At 65.6% G+C, this 17210-nt stretch carries 14 protein-coding genes; 12 read left to right on the forward strand and 2 right to left on the reverse strand.

All coding sequences use genetic code 11. The features are described 5' to 3' along the window. The first annotated feature begins 35 nt into the window (after positions 1 to 35). Positions 36 to 1295 carry a sensor histidine kinase gene (locus ACP3TD_RS04840; RefSeq protein WP_426767131.1) on the forward strand — a complete coding sequence of 420 codons (1260 nt, stop codon included), beginning with the start codon at positions 36 to 38 and terminating at the stop codon, positions 1293 to 1295. Then, positions 1292 to 1972: a response regulator transcription factor gene (locus ACP3TD_RS04845; RefSeq protein WP_056076541.1), complete on the forward strand. Its 681-nt coding sequence runs from the start codon at positions 1292 to 1294 to the stop codon at positions 1970 to 1972. Before ACP3TD_RS04840 ends, ACP3TD_RS04845 begins: the two co-directional genes overlap by 4 nt. Before the next feature lie 119 nt (positions 1973 to 2091). On the opposite strand, the gene ACP3TD_RS04850 is transcribed toward ACP3TD_RS04845, so the two are convergent. Next, the gene (locus ACP3TD_RS04850; protein WP_426767133.1) at positions 2092 to 2634 is read right to left on the reverse strand and encodes a hypothetical protein; all 543 of its coding nucleotides are present in this window, start codon (positions 2632 to 2634) and stop codon (positions 2092 to 2094) included. Between the two features lie 272 nt (positions 2635 to 2906). Between ACP3TD_RS04850 and ACP3TD_RS04855 the strand changes: the two genes are divergently transcribed. The 8 genes from ACP3TD_RS04855 to ACP3TD_RS04890 all read left to right on the forward strand — a co-directional run bounded on the left by ACP3TD_RS04855 (position 2907) and on the right by ACP3TD_RS04890 (position 10487). Beyond that, the gene (locus ACP3TD_RS04855; protein ID WP_011690592.1) at positions 2907 to 3389 is read left to right on the forward strand and encodes a CarD family transcriptional regulator; all 483 of its coding nucleotides are present in this window, start codon (positions 2907 to 2909) and stop codon (positions 3387 to 3389) included. Positions 3390 to 3509: 120 nt separating this feature from the next. Then, on the forward strand, positions 3510 to 4292 hold the full coding sequence (gene ispD, locus ACP3TD_RS04860) for a 2-C-methyl-D-erythritol 4-phosphate cytidylyltransferase (protein WP_426765802.1): 783 nt from the start codon (positions 3510 to 3512) through the stop codon (positions 4290 to 4292). A gap of 11 nt (positions 4293 to 4303) precedes the next feature. Continuing rightward, positions 4304 to 4804 (forward strand): 2-C-methyl-D-erythritol 2,4-cyclodiphosphate synthase, encoded by a 501-nt coding sequence (gene ispF, locus ACP3TD_RS04865; RefSeq protein ID WP_426765803.1) that lies wholly within the window; start codon positions 4304 to 4306, stop codon positions 4802 to 4804. A 23-nt stretch (positions 4805 to 4827) separates the two neighbouring features. Next, entirely contained in the window at positions 4828 to 6294 is a 1467-nt protein-coding gene (gene cysS / locus ACP3TD_RS04870) for a cysteine--tRNA ligase (RefSeq protein ID WP_426765804.1), read from the forward strand. Positions 6295 to 6385: 91 nt separating this feature from the next. Beyond that, on the forward strand, positions 6386 to 7375 hold the full coding sequence (gene rlmB, locus ACP3TD_RS04875; RefSeq protein WP_426765805.1) for a 23S rRNA (guanosine(2251)-2'-O)-methyltransferase RlmB: 990 nt from the start codon (positions 6386 to 6388) through the stop codon (positions 7373 to 7375). A 134-nt stretch (positions 7376 to 7509) separates the two neighbouring features. After that, positions 7510 to 9621 carry a glycogen debranching protein GlgX gene (gene glgX, locus ACP3TD_RS04880; protein ID WP_426765806.1) on the forward strand — a complete coding sequence of 704 codons (2112 nt, stop codon included), beginning with the start codon at positions 7510 to 7512 and terminating at the stop codon, positions 9619 to 9621. Positions 9622 to 9637: 16 nt separating this feature from the next. Continuing rightward, a complete protein-coding gene (locus tag ACP3TD_RS04885; RefSeq protein WP_426765807.1) occupies positions 9638 to 10123 on the forward strand; it encodes a ribonuclease domain-containing protein in 486 nt (161 codons plus the stop codon). A gap of 7 nt (positions 10124 to 10130) precedes the next feature. Further along, positions 10131 to 10487, forward strand: a complete 357-nt coding sequence (locus ACP3TD_RS04890; protein WP_426765808.1) for a barstar family protein — start codon at positions 10131 to 10133, stop codon at positions 10485 to 10487. A 74-nt stretch (positions 10488 to 10561) separates the two neighbouring features. Here ACP3TD_RS04890 and glgP read toward each other — a convergent pair whose 3' ends face one another. Then, positions 10562 to 13180 (reverse strand): alpha-glucan family phosphorylase, encoded by a 2619-nt coding sequence (glgP, locus tag ACP3TD_RS04895; RefSeq protein ID WP_426765809.1) that lies wholly within the window; start codon positions 13178 to 13180, stop codon positions 10562 to 10564. Positions 13181 to 13373: 193 nt separating this feature from the next. Between glgP and ACP3TD_RS04900 the strand changes: the two genes are divergently transcribed. Both ACP3TD_RS04900 and treS read left to right on the forward strand, forming a co-directional pair. Beyond that, positions 13374 to 15416 (forward strand): alpha-1,4-glucan--maltose-1-phosphate maltosyltransferase, encoded by a 2043-nt coding sequence (locus ACP3TD_RS04900; RefSeq protein ID WP_426767134.1) that lies wholly within the window; start codon positions 13374 to 13376, stop codon positions 15414 to 15416. Continuing rightward, positions 15413 to 17209 (forward strand): maltose alpha-D-glucosyltransferase, encoded by a 1797-nt coding sequence (gene treS / locus ACP3TD_RS04905; protein ID WP_426765810.1) that lies wholly within the window; start codon positions 15413 to 15415, stop codon positions 17207 to 17209. Before ACP3TD_RS04900 ends, treS begins: the two co-directional genes overlap by 4 nt. The last annotated feature ends 1 nt before the right edge of the window (position 17210 follow it).

The raw sequence follows: 17210 nt of genomic DNA on the forward strand, positions 1-17210 counted from the left end.
CATCGGCAAGAGCATAAGGTGGACCTGTGGATCCAATGTTCATCGGCCTGATCGCGGGCCTCGTCGGCCTGGCGCTGGGCACGTTCGGTGTGCTCGCGTACCGGGTCAGCGAAAAGCAGCGTCAGCTGCTGGACATGGACGGGGACGAGCCGGGACTGCCGGACGGTGCCGCCGAGGTGCTGGCCGTCGTCGGACGCGCTTTTGTGGTGGTGGACGCCGTGGACGGTGTGGTCCGGGCAAGTCCAGCCGCCTACGCCTACGGCCTGGTCCGCGGCCACACGGTGGTCCACAGGGAACTGCTGGACATGACGGCGGGGGTCCGGCGCGACGGCGTGATCCTCGAAAAGAAGCTTGAGCTGCCCCGCGGCCCGCTGGGGCAGGGAACCATCATCGTCCAGGTCCGGGCAGCCATGCTGGGTGAGGAATATATCCTTCTCCTGGCCGATGACCGCACGGAGATCACCAGGACTGAGGAAATCCGCAACGACTTCGTGGCCAACGTTTCCCATGAACTGAAGACGCCCGTGGGCGCCATCTCCCTGCTCGCCGAAGCGCTGGAATCCTCGGCCGATGACGAACTGGCAGTCCGCCGCTTCGCCAAACGCATGCATAAGGAGTCCGGCCGCCTGGCCGCGCTGGTGCAGGACATCATCGAACTCTCCCGCCTGCAGGGCGCCAGCGTGGTCCAGCAGGGCGGTCCTGTTGACGTCAACGCCGTGATCGCCGAGGCTGTGGACCGGTCCCAGTTGCCGGCCGAAAGCAAGAACATCACCATCGTGGTGGGTGGCCGCACCGAGGAGAAGGTCTTCGGTGACCAGGACCTCCTGGTCACCGCCCTGCGCAACCTCATCGATAACGCCATCCGGTACTCACCGCCAAATACCCGCGTGGGCATCGGCGTCCGTTCCAAGGAAGGCCTGGTTTCCATTTCGGTGACGGACCAGGGCGAGGGCCTCAGCGCCGAGGACCAGGAACGGGTCTTTGAACGGTTCTACCGCGTGGATGCCGCCCGGTCCCGCCATACCGGCGGCACGGGCCTCGGCCTGAGCATCGTCAAGCACGTCGCCTCCAACCACGGCGGCGAGGTGACGCTGTGGTCCCAGCCGGGCCAGGGTTCCACCTTCACGCTCCGGCTTCCTGAGATGGAAGGGCCTGAGGCAGGCCCCGACGGCGACACCGACCTTCCGTCCGCAGCTGTCCCGGCAACGGGGCCGGCAGGACAGGCGGCCGAACAGCCCGCCGTCACCCCACTACCCCGCGCCGCCGGCGCTAAAGAACGAGGAGCTAGCGCTTGAGCAGGATTCTGATTGTGGAGGACGAGGAGTCGTTCAGCGATCCTTTGTCCTATTTGCTGGGCAAGGAAGGGTTTGAGGTGGAGGTCGTGGACAACGGCCTCGATGCCATCACCGAGTTTGACCGCAACGGCGCAGACCTGGTGCTGCTGGACCTCCAGCTTCCCGGCCTGTCCGGCACCGAGGTCTGCAGGCAGCTCCGGCAGCGGTCAACCGTCCCGGTGATCATGCTGACCGCCAAGGACTCCGAGATCGACAAGGTGGTGGGCCTGGAGCTCGGCGCGGATGATTACGTGACCAAGCCGTATTCCTCACGCGAACTGGTTGCCCGCGTCCGCGCGGTGCTGCGTCGCCAGGGTGAGCCCGAGGAACTGATTTCCTCCACCGTCCAGGCCGGACCGGTCCGGATGGACATTGAACGCCATGTGGTGAGCGTGGACGGCGAGCAGGTGCTGCTTCCGCTGAAGGAGTTCGAGCTCCTGGAGATGCTGCTGCGCAACTCCGGCCGGGTGCTGACCCGTGGCCAGCTGATCGACCGGGTCTGGGGTTCCGACTACGTGGGGGACACCAAGACCCTGGACGTCCACGTCAAGCGGCTGCGCGGGAAGATCGAACCCGACCCCTCTGCGCCCCGGTTCCTGGTGACCGTACGCGGCCTGGGCTACAAGTTCGAGCCGTAAGTCCTGGCCGCATTTCGATGCGCATCGCTGGTAGTCCTGGACAAGGGTGGGCAGCAAAAAGGGAGGGACCGGACGGTCCCTCCCTTTTTGCTGTTCTGCTGCAGTGCTCCAGCCGCGTGCTAGTGGCTTGCGGCGCCCTCCGAAGCGGAGGGAGAAGGCGTGGCCGAGGTGCTCGGCGACGGCGTGCTGCCAGACGGCAGGTATTCCTTGTACTCGGGCAGGGTGGTGTCCAGGACGGGCACGCGCACGGTGCTCTTCACGTTGGTGCCGTCTTCGCTGACCTGGACATCAACCAGCGAACCGGCCTTGCCGCCGGTGGTGCTGAGGATGGCTTCGTCAGTGGTGTCGTTGAGCAGCGTGGACGAGTTCGCCTTTACGGCAACTTCGGTCTGCGATCCCTCGGCGCCCTTCATGGTCAGCTTCACGTCCTTGGACGAGGAGTTGTACACAGCGCCGATGACGCGGCCCGGCTGGTCCTCACCCGCGGAGACGATGAGGATGTTCCGGAGCTTCAGCGGGCCAAGGTCGGCACGGATGCCGTCCGAAGCGGAGTACTGATGGTTTGTCTGCTGGGGCGTGATGTAGCCGCAGCCCGTGGTCAGCAGGCCCATGCCTACAACGGCGGCCGTCAGTGCCAGCTTGCCCCGCCGGGCCCGGTTCATCGCAGTGAAACGCACGTCACGCACTCCTTGAGAGTCTTGAAACATTATTCAGCCCACAGCCTATCCGCAAAGGGCCTCAAACGCGGATTCGAGAGCGTCACATCATCCTTGGCAGCGCCTGCGCGATGCACTATTATCTGCGTTCGTCAAGGGGGTGGAGGGGGTCGATTGGGCCGATTTTCCGCGTATTTCTGCGGTTGGGGGCTCTTTCCGCGGCCGGTCATATGCCTGAATCGTGATAAACTTGTCTCCGGGAAAGGGGAAATGTCCACATGGTATTTGAGGTCGGCGAGACAGTAGTTTACCCTCACCACGGTGCTGCGAAGATTGAAGAAATCAAGATGCGCACCATCAAGGGCGAAGAGAAAATGTATCTCAAGCTCAAGGTGGCTCAGGGTGATCTGACCATTGAAGTTCCAGCAGAAAACGTTGACCTTGTTGGGGTCCGGGACGTAGTGGGCAAGGAAGGCCTGGAGCACGTGTTCGATGTGCTCCGTGCCGAGTTCACCGAAGAGCCCACCAACTGGTCGCGCAGGTACAAGGCAAATCTGGAGAAGCTTGCTTCCGGTGACGTCATCAAGGTGGCAGAGGTCGTCCGCGATCTTTGGCGCCGGGATCACGACCGGGGCCTTTCCGCAGGCGAAAAGCGAATGCTGGCCAAGGCACGGCAGATTCTGATCTCAGAACTGGCGCTGGCCGAAAAGACCGACGAGGAGAAGGCAGCAAGCGTTCTCGACGAGGTCCTGGCTTCCTAAGAATTGAGCCCCGGCAGCACGGAAGTGCGGCCGGGGTTTCTTTTTGCCCAAAAACACCCCCGGGAGTCCCCGGTGACTGCGTCAGGACGCATCAGGCACGCGGGACGTAGGCTAGTCCGCATGAGCGAAACACCAACCCGCCCGGTCACCGCGGTGATCCTGGTGGCTGCAGGTTCGGGCCAGCGGCTCGGCTACGGCATGCCCAAAGCAGCCGTGCCCCTGGGCGGCGAAACCATCCTGATGCATGCCCTTCGGGGCATCGTCGCATCCGGCGTGTCCACCCAGGTCTGCGTGGTCCTGCCGGAAGGCGACGACGGACTGCGCGCCCTCTGCGACGCCTTCCGGGAAGAACTGGCCGACGGCGGGCCGCTCCTGACCGTCGTCGACGGCGGCCCCACCCGCGCGGACTCGGTCCGGCAGGGCATCGGTGCCCTGATGGACGGAATCGACGCTGTCCTGGTGCACGATGCCGCCAGGGCGCTCACCCCGGAAGGGGTCTTCCACCGCGTCGTCGACGCACTCGCGGCCGGGGCCGAGGCTGTCATCCCTGCCGTACCCGTGGTGGACACCGTCAAGACCGTGACGCCCACGCCCGCCGGGGACCACGCCGTCGCGCCCGAAATGGTGGCCGGGACCGCGGCACGCGAAAACCTCCGCGCCGTACAAACGCCGCAGGGCTTCCGCGCGGAAACCCTGCGCCGCGCCCACCAAGGAGCGCAGGCGCTGGAACCGGCGGAAGCCGCCGCAGTCACTGATGATGCGATGCTCGTCGAGATGGCCGGTACCGACGTCTACGTGGTGCGTGGTTCCACCCAGTCACTGAAGATCACCACGCCCTTGGACCTCATCTTCGCCGAAGGGCTCCTGGAAGGTCCCCTCGGAGCCCGGTGGGTGGAGGGATGAGCGGGGAGGGCATGATCATTCCCCGCACGGGCATTGGGCTGGACGTCCACGCTTTCGCCGCGGAGGGGGAAGCGCGCCAACTCTGGGTGGGCGGCCTCCTCTGGCCGGGCGAGCGCGGCCTTGCCGGACACTCGGACGGCGACCCGGTAGCCCACGCCGCCGCCGATGCGCTGTTCTCAGCCGCCGGCGTCGGTGACCTCGGAACCCATTTCGGCACCGACCGGCCTGAGTTCGCTGGCGCATCGGGGGTAACCCTGCTCGCTGAGGCTGCGCGGATCGTCCGGGCGGCAGGCTTTGAGATCGGCAACATCGCGGTCCAGTTCGTGGCGAACCGTCCCAAGTTCGGTCCCCGCCGCGAGGAATCGCAGCAGGTCCTCTCTGACGCTGCCGGCGCCCCGGTCAGCGTCACTGCCACCACCAGCGACGGCCTCGGATTCACGGGCCGCGGCGAAGGGATCTCCGCTGTGGCCACCGCCTTGGTGTACCCGCGCAGTTCCGGATCAACCGGATAATCTGCATCGGCTAATCTGGAGCGGTGACCCTGCGCTTCTATGACACTGCCTCCGCCGAAGTCCGGAACTTCGTCCCCCTCGTAGCCGGAAGGGCCAGCCTCTACTACTGCGGGGCCACCGTGCAGGGGATGCCCCACGTGGGCCACATCCGTTCCGCCATCGCGTTCGACCAGTTGACCCGCTGGCTGACCCATCGCGGGCTGCGGGTCACGGTGGTCCGCAACGTCACGGACATCGACGACAAAATCCTCGCCAAGTCAGAGGCATCCTTCGCCTCCGGTTTCCAGCCCGAACCGGGCGAGGTTCCGGGCGAGGAATGGTGGGCGCTGGCCTACCGCTACGAGCAGGAATTCCTCAAGGCCTACGACGCCCTGGGGGTCTCCCGCCCCACCTATGAACCCAGGGCCACTGGCCACATCCCGGAAATGCACGCCCTGATCCAGCAATTGATCGACCGCGGCCACGCCTACCCGGCGCTCGATGATTCCGGCGATGTGTACTTCGACGTGCGTTCCTGGAGCAAATACGGTGCCCTGACGCGGCAGAACATTGATGACATGCAGGCGGCAGCCGACGCCGACCCCCGGGGTAAGCGGGACCCCCGCGACTTCGCGCTGTGGAAGGGTTCCAAGGAGGGCGAACCTGCCACCGCCAGCTGGGCGTCGCCCTGGGGTGCCGGCCGCCCCGGCTGGCACCTGGAATGCTCGGCGATGGTGACCAAGTACCTTGGCACCGAATTCGACATCCACGGCGGCGGCCTGGACCTGCGGTTCCCGCACCACGAAAACGAGATGGCGCAGTCGCAGGCCGCCGGCCACGGGTTCGCCAACTTCTGGATGCACAACGGCATGGTCACCTACGAGGGTGAAAAAATGTCCAAGTCCATAGGAAACACCATCAGCCCCGGCGAAATGCTGAAACTCGCCTCGCCCCGCGTGGTGCGGTACTACCTCGGCCAGGCCCACTACCGGTCGATCCTGGACTACCGCCCCACATCCCTGCAGGAGGCCGCCGCCGCCGTCGAACGCATCGATGGGTTCCTGGCGAAGGCCGTGGCGCGCTTCGGCAGCGATTTCGGCTTCGTGGCAGGGGAGTACGGCCCCTCAACGGGCAGCGTTGAGGCCTTTTGCGCCGCGATGGACGACGACCTGAACGTCCCCCGCGCCCTGGCGGCACTGCATGAGACGGTGCGGGCAGGAAACACTGCCCTCGCCGACAGCGACGACGACTCCGCCCGGAAGGCGATGTACGCCGTCGTCATCATGACCGACGTGCTGGGGCTCAATGCCGTCGCCGGCTCGGAAAAGGCCAACACCCGCGAAGCCGAAGCACTGGCTGTCCTGGTGGAGGCGCAGCTTGCTGCCCGTGCCACAGCCCGCGCGGGGAAGGACTGGGCAGCGTCCGATGCCATCCGAGACGCGCTCAATGAGGCCGGCGTGGTGGTGGAGGACGGTCCGGACGGTGCCACGTGGAGCCTGAAACGGGATTGAGCGCCGGGACCTAAAAGCCCGGGAACCCGATTTTTCTTCGGTCAGTAGACTGGTAGCCGGACTCAGTCAACACAATCAAGGGTGGAACATCATGGCCAACAATGGTCGCCGATCGGTTAAAGCGAAGAAGGGCCCAACCATCGGGACCGGTGGCCATGGCCGCAAGGCCCTGGAAGGCAAGGGCCCCACGCCCAAGGCGGAGGACCGTCCCTACCACAAGGCACATAAGTCCAAGCAGCTCGCTGAGCGCTCGGCCGCCAAGCGCAACCCGGGTGCCCGCAGCGCCGGCGCCGGGAAGTCCGGCCCCAAGGGCCGCGCCACCGAGGAAGTCGTTACCGGGCGCAACTCGGTGGTGGAAGCCCTCCGCGCCGGCATTCCTGCGAAGGCGCTGCACGTCGCCATCCGGATCGAAATGGATGACCGCGTCAAGGAGTCCCTCAAGCTGGCGGCCGAACGCGGCATTCCGCTGCTGGAAACCGGCAAGCCTGAACTGGACCGGATGACCGACGACGCCGTCCACCAGGGCCTCGTCCTGCAGATCCCGCCCTACGATTACGCCGACGCCTATGAGCTCGCCGAGGAAACCGTGGAGAAGTGGAAGAAGGGGCATGTCAGCAACGCGCCCCTGTTCGTGGCACTGGACGGCATTACCGATCCCCGCAACCTCGGCGCCATCATCCGCTCCGTCTCTGCTTTCAGCGGCCACGGCGTGATTGTTCCGGAGCGCCGCTCAGTTGGCGTCACCGCCTCGGCGTGGAAGACGAGCGCCGGCGCCGCGGTCCGCGTGCCGGTGGCCCGGGCGTCAAACCTCAACAGCGCCCTCAAGCAGTTCAAGAACATGGGCATCTTTGTCCTGGGCCTGGACGGCGACGGAGACGTGTCGCTGCCGGACCTGAGCCTTGCCACCGAACCGGTGTGCATCGTGGTGGGTTCCGAAGGCAAGGGCCTAAGCCGGCTGGTCCGCGAAAACTGCGACCAGATCGTCTCCATCCCCATCGACTCGGCCATGGAATCGCTCAACGCGTCCATGGCGGTGGGCATCACGCTGTACGAGGTCTCCCGCCAGCGCGCAACCAAATAGTCAGTCCGGGGTCCTGCCGGACGGGGTCCTTCCGGCGGGGTCCTTCCGTCCCGGGGCCGGCCCGGGGACCCCGGCCCCGGGCGTCATGTGACGGTGGCGCAGGCCAGTGGCCACCGGCGGCTACTATTTAGCTAATGGTCATGCCGCTCTTCGACACAGCCTCCACCATGGACGCCTCCACGGCGGTTCCCCTCGGTGTCAGCGTCCCGCGCGCCGATTCAGACGGCTCGGGCCCGGGGGACACGGGCCGGGCGAACGTTGCCTGCTATGCCCCCGGTGTGCCCAGCCTGGAAATCGTGTACCAGCCCCCGGGCGGTGAATGGCGCGTCCAGCCGCTGCCGAACGTTACCCACGGCGTCCACCACGGCATCGTCGAGGACCTGCCTCCGGGTTCCCGCTATGGCTTCCGCCCTGCCTCCGGCGAGCAGTCGCTGCCTGTGGCGGTACCGGCCGACGGGCTGGACGAGGACGGCAGCCGCCCGCTGCTCGATCCGTATGGCCGGGCCGTGGATCTGCGCGACGGCCTCCTCACCAGCGCACGCACGGCCGGCGACTTTGACTGGGGACAGGACAGCCGGCTGCGGCTGCCGTGGCGGAACACCATCATCTACGAGGCACATGTCCGCGGACAGACCATGCTCCACCCCGATGTCCCCGAAGAACTCCGCGGGACCTACGCGGGGATGGCGCACCCGGCAGTCCTTGAGCACCTCAAAGGACTTGGCGTCACGTCTGTGCAGCTACTGCCGGTCCATTTCCACCTGGACGAACCGCACCTGCAGGATCTGGGCCTGACGAATTACTGGGGCTACAACACTGCGGCCTTCTTCGCCCTGCACCCCGGCTATGCTACGGGCGCGGCCCAGGATGCCGGTCCGCAGGCAGTCCAGAACGAGTTCAAGGCCATGGTCAAGGCCTTCCATGAGGCAGGACTGGAAGTCATCCTGGATGTTGTCTACAACCACACCGCGGAGGGCGGCGCGGACGGGCAGACCATCAGCTTCCGCGGGCTGGGGGAGGACCGCTACTACCGAACGGACGGCCACGGGAAGTACCTGGACACCACCGGGTGCGGAAACAGCCTCAACTTTGCCGAGCCCCGGGTTATCCAGCTGGTCCTCGACTCGCTGCGGTACTGGGTGGACGAATTCCACATTGATGGGTTCCGCTTCGACCTGGCCGTGACCCTGTGCCGGAACGGCGACAACGAATTCGATCCCCGGCACCCCTTCCTGGTGGCCGTCGCCGCTGACCCTGTCCTGTCCGACACCAAGCTCATCGCCGAACCGTGGGACGTTGGCTATGGCGGGTGGCAGACGGGCCGCTTCCCCATGGGCTGGGTTGACTGGAACGACCACTTCCGGGATTCCGTCCGGTCCTTCTGGCTCGCCGACCGGGCAGCACTGGAGTCCGGTGGACAGGGCGGCTCGGTGGCAAAACTGGCCGACGCGCTGTCGGGTTCCGCTGCCCTGTTCGAAGGCTCGGGCCGGTCCCGCCTCGCGTCAGTGAACTACGTGACCGCCCACGACGGCTTCACTCTGAACGACCTTGTGTCCTACGACAGGAAACACAACGAGGCCAACGGCGAACAGAACCGCGACGGGCACGGCGACAACCGAAGCTATAACCACGGTGTGGAGGGGCCCACCGAGGACGGCGAGATCCTTGCCAGGCGCGCCCAGTCCCGCCGGAACATGATGGCGTCGCTGATGATCTCCCTCGGCATTCCCATGATTACCGCCGGCGACGAACTGGCACGCACCCAGCAAGGGAACAACAACGCCTACTGCCAGGACAACGCACTGACCTGGGTGGACTGGACGCGTACCCCGGAATCGCATGAGATGCTCCGCAGCACCAAGCGGTACATCCGGCTCCGCAAGGAGTTCCTGGCGGCGCAGCCGCACCACTTCCCGGTCCGGGACGAGCAGTCCTACCTGTACTGGTACGACCACAACGGCCAACCGATGTCCATGGAACGCTGGAACGATCCGCAGCACCGAGTGATGCAGTTGCTCCTGGGGTCCGACGACGGTGAGCTGGCTGGCCTGGTAGTGGTGAACGGAACCGGCTCGGACGTCACCATCACCCTTCCTCCGCTGGCTGCGGAAGGCACGGGCCCCCGCATGTTCGAACTGCGGCTCACCACCTCCCCGCTGCACGAACTGCGGCAGGGGGGCCTGGTGGCTTCGGGTGAAAAGGACCTGGTGGAGGCCAACTCCATCAGCATTTACCGCAACGCCTAGCCCGGGATATCCGACCATGCGCAACCGCAAGATCCTGCCTCTGCTGCTTGCCGCCCTCGTGGTGGTGGCAGTGCTTGTCTTCGGCGGCCAGGGCGTCCTGGGCCAGTTGACGGAGGGCACGACGACGGCGCCCACCACCGGCGCGGCGGCGGCATCAGCGTCCGCGTCCCCGGCACAGTCCCGGCCGGCGCCGGCGCCTGCCCGAAAGAACCCCTCCGCCCTGCCGGCCATCAGGGAATCCCAGCTTCCGGCCGAAGGGCGCCGGGTCCTGGCACTGATCCGAGCAGGCGGCCCTTACCGCTACAGCCAGGATGACCAGGCCTTCGGCAACTTCGAAGGGATCCTGCCCCGCCGGGACCGCGGTTACTACCGCGAGTACACGGTGCCCACGCCAGGCGAGTCAGACCGCGGCGCCCGCAGGATCGTTGCCGGTGCGGACGGCGAAAAGTACTACACCGGCGACCACTACGAATCGTTCTCGTTCATTACGGAAGGCAGTTAGCAGCACCATGAAGATCTACTCCGGCGACACCTGGACTCTCGAGGAACTGCAGGAACAGGTGGCGGACGCCGGCCGCCGCAGCCTGGTCATCCCTCCGGCGGACAGCAAACGCGCGGTCCTGGAAACTTTTGGCGAGGTCCTGAGCTTCCCCGAGCACTACGGGCTTAACCTCGACGCGCTGAACGATTCGCTGCATGACTTCGCGGACAGCATTGCGGGCAACGGCAACCCGCCCGTCACTGTCCTCTGGCAGGTGGCGGCACCGTTCCGCTCTGACAGGTCGTTCGGCATCCTCTGCGAAATCCTGCAGGACGCCGAGCGGTACGCCGGAAAGGACCTGGCGGTCACCGCCGTTCTCCTCTGAGCATCAAAACAGGAGGGAAAGCCCATGGGCTTCCCCTCCTGTTTGATTCTCGGCCGGCCTGGATGGCCTGAATACTAGGCGTTCACGATCAGCCCCAGTTCGGCCTTCGAGGCGAGTCCTTCATGCCGGGGCAGGACGCGGACGGTGTAGCCGAACGGCCCTGACCTGTCGATCACCAGGGATCCGCTGAAGAGGTGGCGGCCATTGCCCAGGTCCTCCTTCACCTGCAGTTCCATGATGGTGATGTCCGTCAGGGTGTCGCTTTCCTCGGCCCTGCCGTAAGCCACCTCCACGCAGACGTCCTCGGGGGTCAGGCCGCTGAGGGCCACGTACGCGTTGACCTGGAGGGTATCGCCGATCTGCGGATCCTCGGAGACGCCCACCGAGTCCACATGCTCCACATGCACCTGCGGCCAGGCCGAGCGCACCTTCGCGGTCCACGATGCCAGCGACCGGGCCTGGGAGTAGCCCGTGGCACTGGCGCTGCGGCCTGCCTCGGCCGCGGGGCGGTAGAGGATGTTGACGTAGTCGCGGAGCATGCGCTCAGCCGAAACCGCCGGGCCCAGGTGGGACAGGGTGTGCTTGATCATGGACACCCAGTGCGTAGGCACCCGCTCGGCCGCCGACGTCGACGGTCCCGCAGCCCCGGCGGCCGCCGACACCGTGCTGCCGTAGAACCTCGGCGCCACCTGGCTTTCGAGCAGCTCGTACAGGGCTGCTGCCTCGATGTCGTCGCGCTCTTCGGGGGATGCGCCGTTGTTGGCAGTCGGAATGGCCCAGCCGTTCTCGCCGTCGTACATCTCGTCCCACCAGCCGTCCAGGACGGACAGGTTCAGCGAGCCGTTCAGGGCGGCCTTCATGCCTGACGTGCCGCAGGCCTCCAGGGGCCGGAGCGGGTTGTTCAGCCAGACGTCGCAGCCGGGGAACAGGGTCCGCGCCATGGCGATGTCGTAGTTCGGCAGGAATGCGATCCTGTGGCGGACCTCGGGATCGTCGGTGAACCGGACCAGGTCCTGAATCATCTTCTTGCCGGCGTCATCGGCCGGGTGGGACTTGCCGGCAATGACCAGCTGGATGGGGTGGTCCTTGTGCAGCAGCAGCGCCTTCAGCCGCTCCGGTTCGCGCAGCATCAGCGTCAGGCGCTTGTACGTGGGAACGCGGCGGGCAAAGCCGATGGTGAGTACGTCCGGGTCCAGGACGTGTTCGGTCCAGCCCAGTTCGGCATCGGCGGCGCCACGCTTCTTCCATGCGGCACGCAGGCGACGGCGGACGTCGTCCACCAGGGCCGAACGCAGCTCACGCCGGAGCGCCCAGACGTCGGCGTCGCTGACGTTGTAGGCCAGGTCCCAGCGGCCGTTGGCCTCCGCTTCGCTGCCGAACTGGTCCCGGGCCAGCTGGGAGATCCGGCTGTCCACCCAGGTGGGCACGTGCACGCCGTTGGTTACCGAGGTGATGGGCACCTCGGAGTGGTCGAAGCCGGGCCACAGTGCCGAGAACATTCCGCGGGACACCTCGCCGTGGAGCTTGGCCACACCGTTGGCCCGCTGTGCCAGGCGCAGGCCCATCACAGCCATGTTGAAGACGGACGGGTTGCCGTCCGCGTAGTTCTCGCGGCCCAACTCGAGGATCCGGTCCACCGGCACGTCGGGCGCCAGTCCGGCCTGGAAGAAGTGGCTGATCTGGGCAATCTCGAACCTGTCGATGCCCGCGGGCACCGGGGTGTGGGTGGTAAAGACGGTGGAAGCACGCCCCGCCGTGAGGGCTTCATCGAACGTCAGTGCCTGCTCACCGGACATGAGCTCCTGGATACGTTCGATGCCCAGGAAGCCCGCGTGGCCTTCGTTGGTGTGGAACACTTCCGGAGCCGCCGTGCCGGTCAGCTTCTGGAACGCCCGCAGCGCCTTCACGCCGCCCATGCCCAGCAGCAGTTCCTGCTGGAGCCGGTGGTCACCACCGCCGCCGTAGAGCCGGTCGGTGACGCTGCGGGCGGCGTCGTCGTTGCCCGGGACGTTGGAGTCGAGGAGCAGGAGGGGGACGCGTCCGACGTCGGCGCGCCAGATGTGTGCCAGCAGGCGCCGGCCGTTGGGGAGCGGCAGGGAGACCTGGACGGGCTTGCCGTTGCCGTCCGGGGAGGGCTCGCGGAGCAGTGTGAGGGGCAGACCGTCAGGATCCAGCACGGGGTAGGTTTCCTGCTGCCACGCATCCCGGGAGAGGGACTGCTTGAAGTAGCCTGCCTGGTACAGCAGGCCCACGCCGATCAGCGGAACTCCAAGGTCTGAGGCCGCCTTCAGGTGGTCGCCGGCCAGGATGCCGAGGCCGCCGGAGTACTGCGGGAGGACTTCGGTGATGCCGAATTCAGGCGAAAAATAGGCGATGGAGGCAGGAGCGTCCGGTCCGAGTCCCTGGTACCACCGGGGCTCTTCAAGATAGCGGATAAGGTCCGCCTCGGCCGCCCGCACCTTCTCCACCACTGCCTGGTTGGCAGCCAGCTGCTGGAACTCCTCGCGGCTGACCATGCCCAGGAAGCCCACCGGGTCCTGTCCACTTTCCTGCCACAGCGCGGGGTTAAGGCCCGCGAAAAGTTCGCGGGTGGGGCGGTGCCAGGACCAGCGCAAATTGCTGGCCAGCCGGGCCAGGGGCCGGATGGGTTCTGGGAGGACTGTACGGACCGTAAACCTGCGGATTGCCTTCACCTGCGTCACACTAACGGACAACCCCCGCGGCTGTAACCAGCTTTAGGTTTCTTTTGCGTAAATGACAGGGGACGCGAAGCACATGAAGCGCGGCGCAACAAAATACAGTGCGCAGGCTTAGCAATCTTCGCCATTTCTCGCTAACGTCGAGCCTGTGACGACTAACTCAGTAACCAGTGCCGCATCAAAGAAAATGCCCAAGGGCCAGATCACCGACGGACTCCGGTTCGGACGTTTTCCGATCACTGCCGTTCAGCCAGTCGTCGAAGGCGGGAAGTTTCCCGCCAAGGCGCTGCCCGGCGAAGGAATCGTCGTGGGTGCCACCTCGTTCCGTGAAGGCCATGACCAGCTTGGCGTCAGCGCCGTGCTGCTGGATCCGTCCGGTGCCGAGCGCCAGCGCGTTCGGCTGGCGGCCCCACGCGGGGAACGGGGCATGGGAACCGACCGCTGGGAAGGCATCCTCACGCCGTCGGAACCGGGCAACTGGTCATTCGTCATTGAGGCGTGGCATGACCGCTACGGCACGTGGCACCACAACGCTGAGGTGAAGATTGCCGCGGGCATCGACGTCGAGCTCATGCTCGCCGAAGGTGCCGCACTGCTGCGGGAAGCGTCCGCAGAGGACTTCCGGAGCGAATGGGACAGGGGCGTCCTGCGCGACGCCGCCAACAAACTGGCTGATCAGTCCCTCAGCACCGAGGAACGCCTCGGCGCCGGGTTCGGCCACGATGTTGCCGGGGTTGTGGCGCACCAGCCCATCCGGGAACTGGTCACCGTTTCCGAAAAGCACCCCCTCCTGGTGGAGCGCGACCGCGCCGGCCGCGGCTCCTGGTACGAGTTCTTCCCGCGGTCCGAGGGCGCCGTCAAGGACCACAACACCGGCGCCTGGACGTCCGGCAACTTCCGCACCGCCGCCCGCCGGCTCGACGCCGTAGCCGGCATGGGCTTCGACGTCATCTACATGCCGCCCATCCACCCGATCGGCGTGCAGCACCGGAAGGGCCCCAACAACACCCTTGTGGCCGGCCCGCACGATCCCGGCTCCCCGTGGGCCATCGGCGCCGCCGAGGGCGGACACGACGCCATCCATCCGGACCTCGGCTCCTTCGAGGACTTTGACGCCTTCGTGGCCCGGGCCAATGAGCTGGGCCTGGAAGTGGCGCTGGACCTGGCGCTGCAGGCGGCGCCGGACCACCCCTGGGTGGCAGCGCACCCCGAATGGTTCACCACCCGTGTTGACGGCAGCATTGCCTACGCCGAAAATCCGCCCAAGAAGTACCAGGACATTTACCCGCTCAATTTCGATAATGACCCCGAGGGGCTTTCCAACGAAATTCTGCGGATTGTGTTGTTGTGGGTCAGTCACGGGGTAAAGATTTTCCGCGTCGATAACCCACACACCAAACCCGTGTGGTTCTGGGAATGGCTCATTGCCGAAGTTAACAAAACGGTTCCCGGCGTGGTGTTCCTGGCTGAAGCCTTCACCCGCCCCGCGATGATGCACGCACTGGGCAGGGCCGGCTTCCAACAGTCCTACACGTACTTCACGTGGCGAAACACCAAGAAGGAAATCGAGGAGTACTTCCACGAGGTCAGCCACGAGTCCCCGGCGTACTTCCGGCCCAATTTCTTCGTCAACACCCCGGACATCCTCACCGAGTACCTCCAGTACGGCGGCCCGGCGGCCTTCAAAATCAAGGCTGTCCTCGCGTCGACGGCCAGCCCGTTGTGGGGCGTGTACGCCGGCTACGAACTGTACGAACATGTGGCCCGTCCCGGGGCGGAGGAGTACATCGATAACGAGAAGTTCGAATACAAGGCCCGCGACTGGGACGCTGCCGCCGAGTCCGGCAGGACCCTGGCACCGTTCATCACGCGGCTGAACCACCTTCGCCGTGACCATCCGGCGCTCCAGGACCTGCAGAACCTCACGGTCCACCAGAGCACCGACGACTCCACAGTGGTCTACTCCAAGCACAAGACGCTGGCGGACGGTTCCAAGGACACGCTCATTGTGGTGGTCAACGTGGACCCGCACGTCACCAAGGAATGCAGTGTAGCCCTGGACCTGGCGGCCCTGGAACTGGACCCGCAGGACATCACCCCGGGCGGCGGCTTCTTCGTTGACGACCTCATCTCCGGCGAAAGCTGGGAGTGGGGCGAGTTCAACTACGTCCGCCTTGACCCGCACGTGGAGCCGGCACACATCCTGAGCGTCAGGAGAATGCCTCGGTGAGTTTCAATCCGCAAAGTTCCGGCCAGCACTTCACGCCCAAAAGCACGTTTGAGCTGAATGCTCCGGGCCTCCAGCATGATCCGCTGTGGTACCGGAAAGCCGTTTTCTATGAGGTGCTGGTACGGGCCTTTGCGGATGCCAACGGTGACGGTTCCGGGGATTTCTCCGGCCTCATTGACAGGCTCGACTATCTTCAATGGCTGGGTGTGGATTGCCTGTGGCTGCCGCCGTTCTTCCAATCACCCCTGCGGGACGGCGGCTACGACATTTCGGACTACAACTCCGTCCTGGACGAGTTCGGCACCATCAGCGACTTCAAGCGGCTGGTGGCAGAGGCGCATGCCAGGGGAGTGCGGGTGATCATCGACCTGCCGCTGAACCACACCTCGGACCAGCACCCGTGGTTCCAGGAATCCCGCAAGGACCCCGACGGCCCGTACGGCGATTTCTACGTGTGGAGCGACACCGACGAAAAGTACCAGGACGCCCGCATCATCTTCGTCGACACCGAGGAATCGAACTGGACGTTCGATCCCATCCGCCGGCAGTTCTTTTGGCACCGGTTCTTCAGCCATCAGCCTGACCTGAACTTCGAAAATCCCAAGGTCATTGAAGCGCTCTTTGACGTAGTGCGGTTCTGGTTGGACCAGGGCATTGACGGGTTCCGCGCGGACGCCATCCCTTACCTGTTCGAAGAGGAAGGGACCAACTGCGAGAACCTTCCGGCTACCCATGATTTCCTGCGCAAGCTGCGCGCCATGGTGGACGAAAGCTACCCCGGCCGCGTCATCATCGCCGAGGCCAACCAGCCGCCTAACGAGGTAGTGGAGTATTTCGGGACGGAGGAGGAGCCGGAGTGCCACATGGCGTTCCACTTCCCCATCATGCCGCGGCTCTACTATGCGCTCCGGGACCAGAAGGCCGCGCCCATCATTGAGACCATGCGCGACACTCCGGACATCCCGGAAGGAGCCCAGTGGGGCACCTTCCTGCGCAACCATGATGAACTGACGCTCGAAATGGTCACAGCTGACGAACGCGCTGCGATGCTCGGCTGGTACGCGCCGGACCCGCGCATGCGCGCCAACATCGGTATCCGCCGCCGGCTGGCCCCCTTGCTGGACAACTCGCGGGCTGAGATTGAGCTGATAAACGCCCTGCTGCTGTCCCTGCCGGGCAGCCCGTTCCTGTACTACGGGGACGAGATCGGCATGGGCGACAACATCTGGCTCGAGGACCGTGACGCCGTCCGCACACCGATGCAGTGGAACCCCGACCGCAACGCGGGCTTCTCGCACGCGGACCCGGGAAAGCTCTACCTGCCGCCCATCCAGTCGCTGGTCTACAACTACAGCATGGCCAACGTGGAGGCCGAGTCCGCACACTCCGGATCGCTGCTTCGCTGGACCCGCCAGATCCTCAGCGTCCGCCGGAACCACCCGGCTTTTGGCCTCGGCGCCTTCAAACACGTCGTAGCCGATCACGACGCCGTCCTGGCCTACCTCCGGGAACTGCCGGAGGGTAATTCTGCAGGAGTGAACGGCGAAACGGTCCTCTGCGCCTTCAACCTCTCGCAGCATCCCGTTGCCGCCACGCTGCGGGTGCCCGAGTACGCCGGCCGGGGACTGCGTGATGTCTTCGGCGGCCAGGTCTTCCCGGGGATCAACGACGACGGGACACTGACGCTGACCCTCGGCAGCCACGATTTCTTCTGGCTCCGGCTGCGGTCCGCGACGTCCAATCCGTCGTCGCCCTATACACAGGCACTGCCCATCCTGTCGATAGAGAATTGAT

The organism is Pseudarthrobacter sp. 1G09 (genome assembly GCF_050038305.1).
Taxonomy (GTDB): Bacteria; Actinomycetota; Actinomycetes; order Actinomycetales; family Micrococcaceae; genus Arthrobacter; species Arthrobacter equi.

What these genes read in the sequence shown, in the direction of transcription:
- rlmB (WP_426765805.1), top strand. Translation starts at nt 6,386, where the DNA reads ATGGCCAACAATGGTCGCCGATCGGTTAAAGCGAAGAAGGGCCCAACC.
- ACP3TD_RS04855 (WP_011690592.1), top strand. Translation starts at nt 2,907, where the DNA reads ATGGTATTTGAGGTCGGCGAGACAGTAGTTTACCCTCACCACGGTGCT.
- ACP3TD_RS04890 (WP_426765808.1), top strand. Translation starts at nt 10,131, where the DNA reads ATGAAGATCTACTCCGGCGACACCTGGACTCTCGAGGAACTGCAGGAA.
- ACP3TD_RS04900 (WP_426767134.1), top strand. Translation starts at nt 13,374, where the DNA reads ATGCCCAAGGGCCAGATCACCGACGGACTCCGGTTCGGACGTTTTCCG.
- ACP3TD_RS04840 (WP_426767131.1), top strand. Translation starts at nt 36, where the DNA reads ATGTTCATCGGCCTGATCGCGGGCCTCGTCGGCCTGGCGCTGGGCACG.
- ispF (WP_426765803.1), top strand. Translation starts at nt 4,304, where the DNA reads ATGATCATTCCCCGCACGGGCATTGGGCTGGACGTCCACGCTTTCGCC.
- ACP3TD_RS04850 (WP_426767133.1), bottom strand. Translation starts at nt 2,634, where the DNA reads ATGAACCGGGCCCGGCGGGGCAAGCTGGCACTGACGGCCGCCGTTGTA.
- glgX (WP_426765806.1), top strand. Translation starts at nt 7,510, where the DNA reads ATGGTCATGCCGCTCTTCGACACAGCCTCCACCATGGACGCCTCCACG.
- ispD (WP_426765802.1), top strand. Translation starts at nt 3,510, where the DNA reads ATGAGCGAAACACCAACCCGCCCGGTCACCGCGGTGATCCTGGTGGCT.
- ACP3TD_RS04885 (WP_426765807.1), top strand. Translation starts at nt 9,638, where the DNA reads ATGCGCAACCGCAAGATCCTGCCTCTGCTGCTTGCCGCCCTCGTGGTG.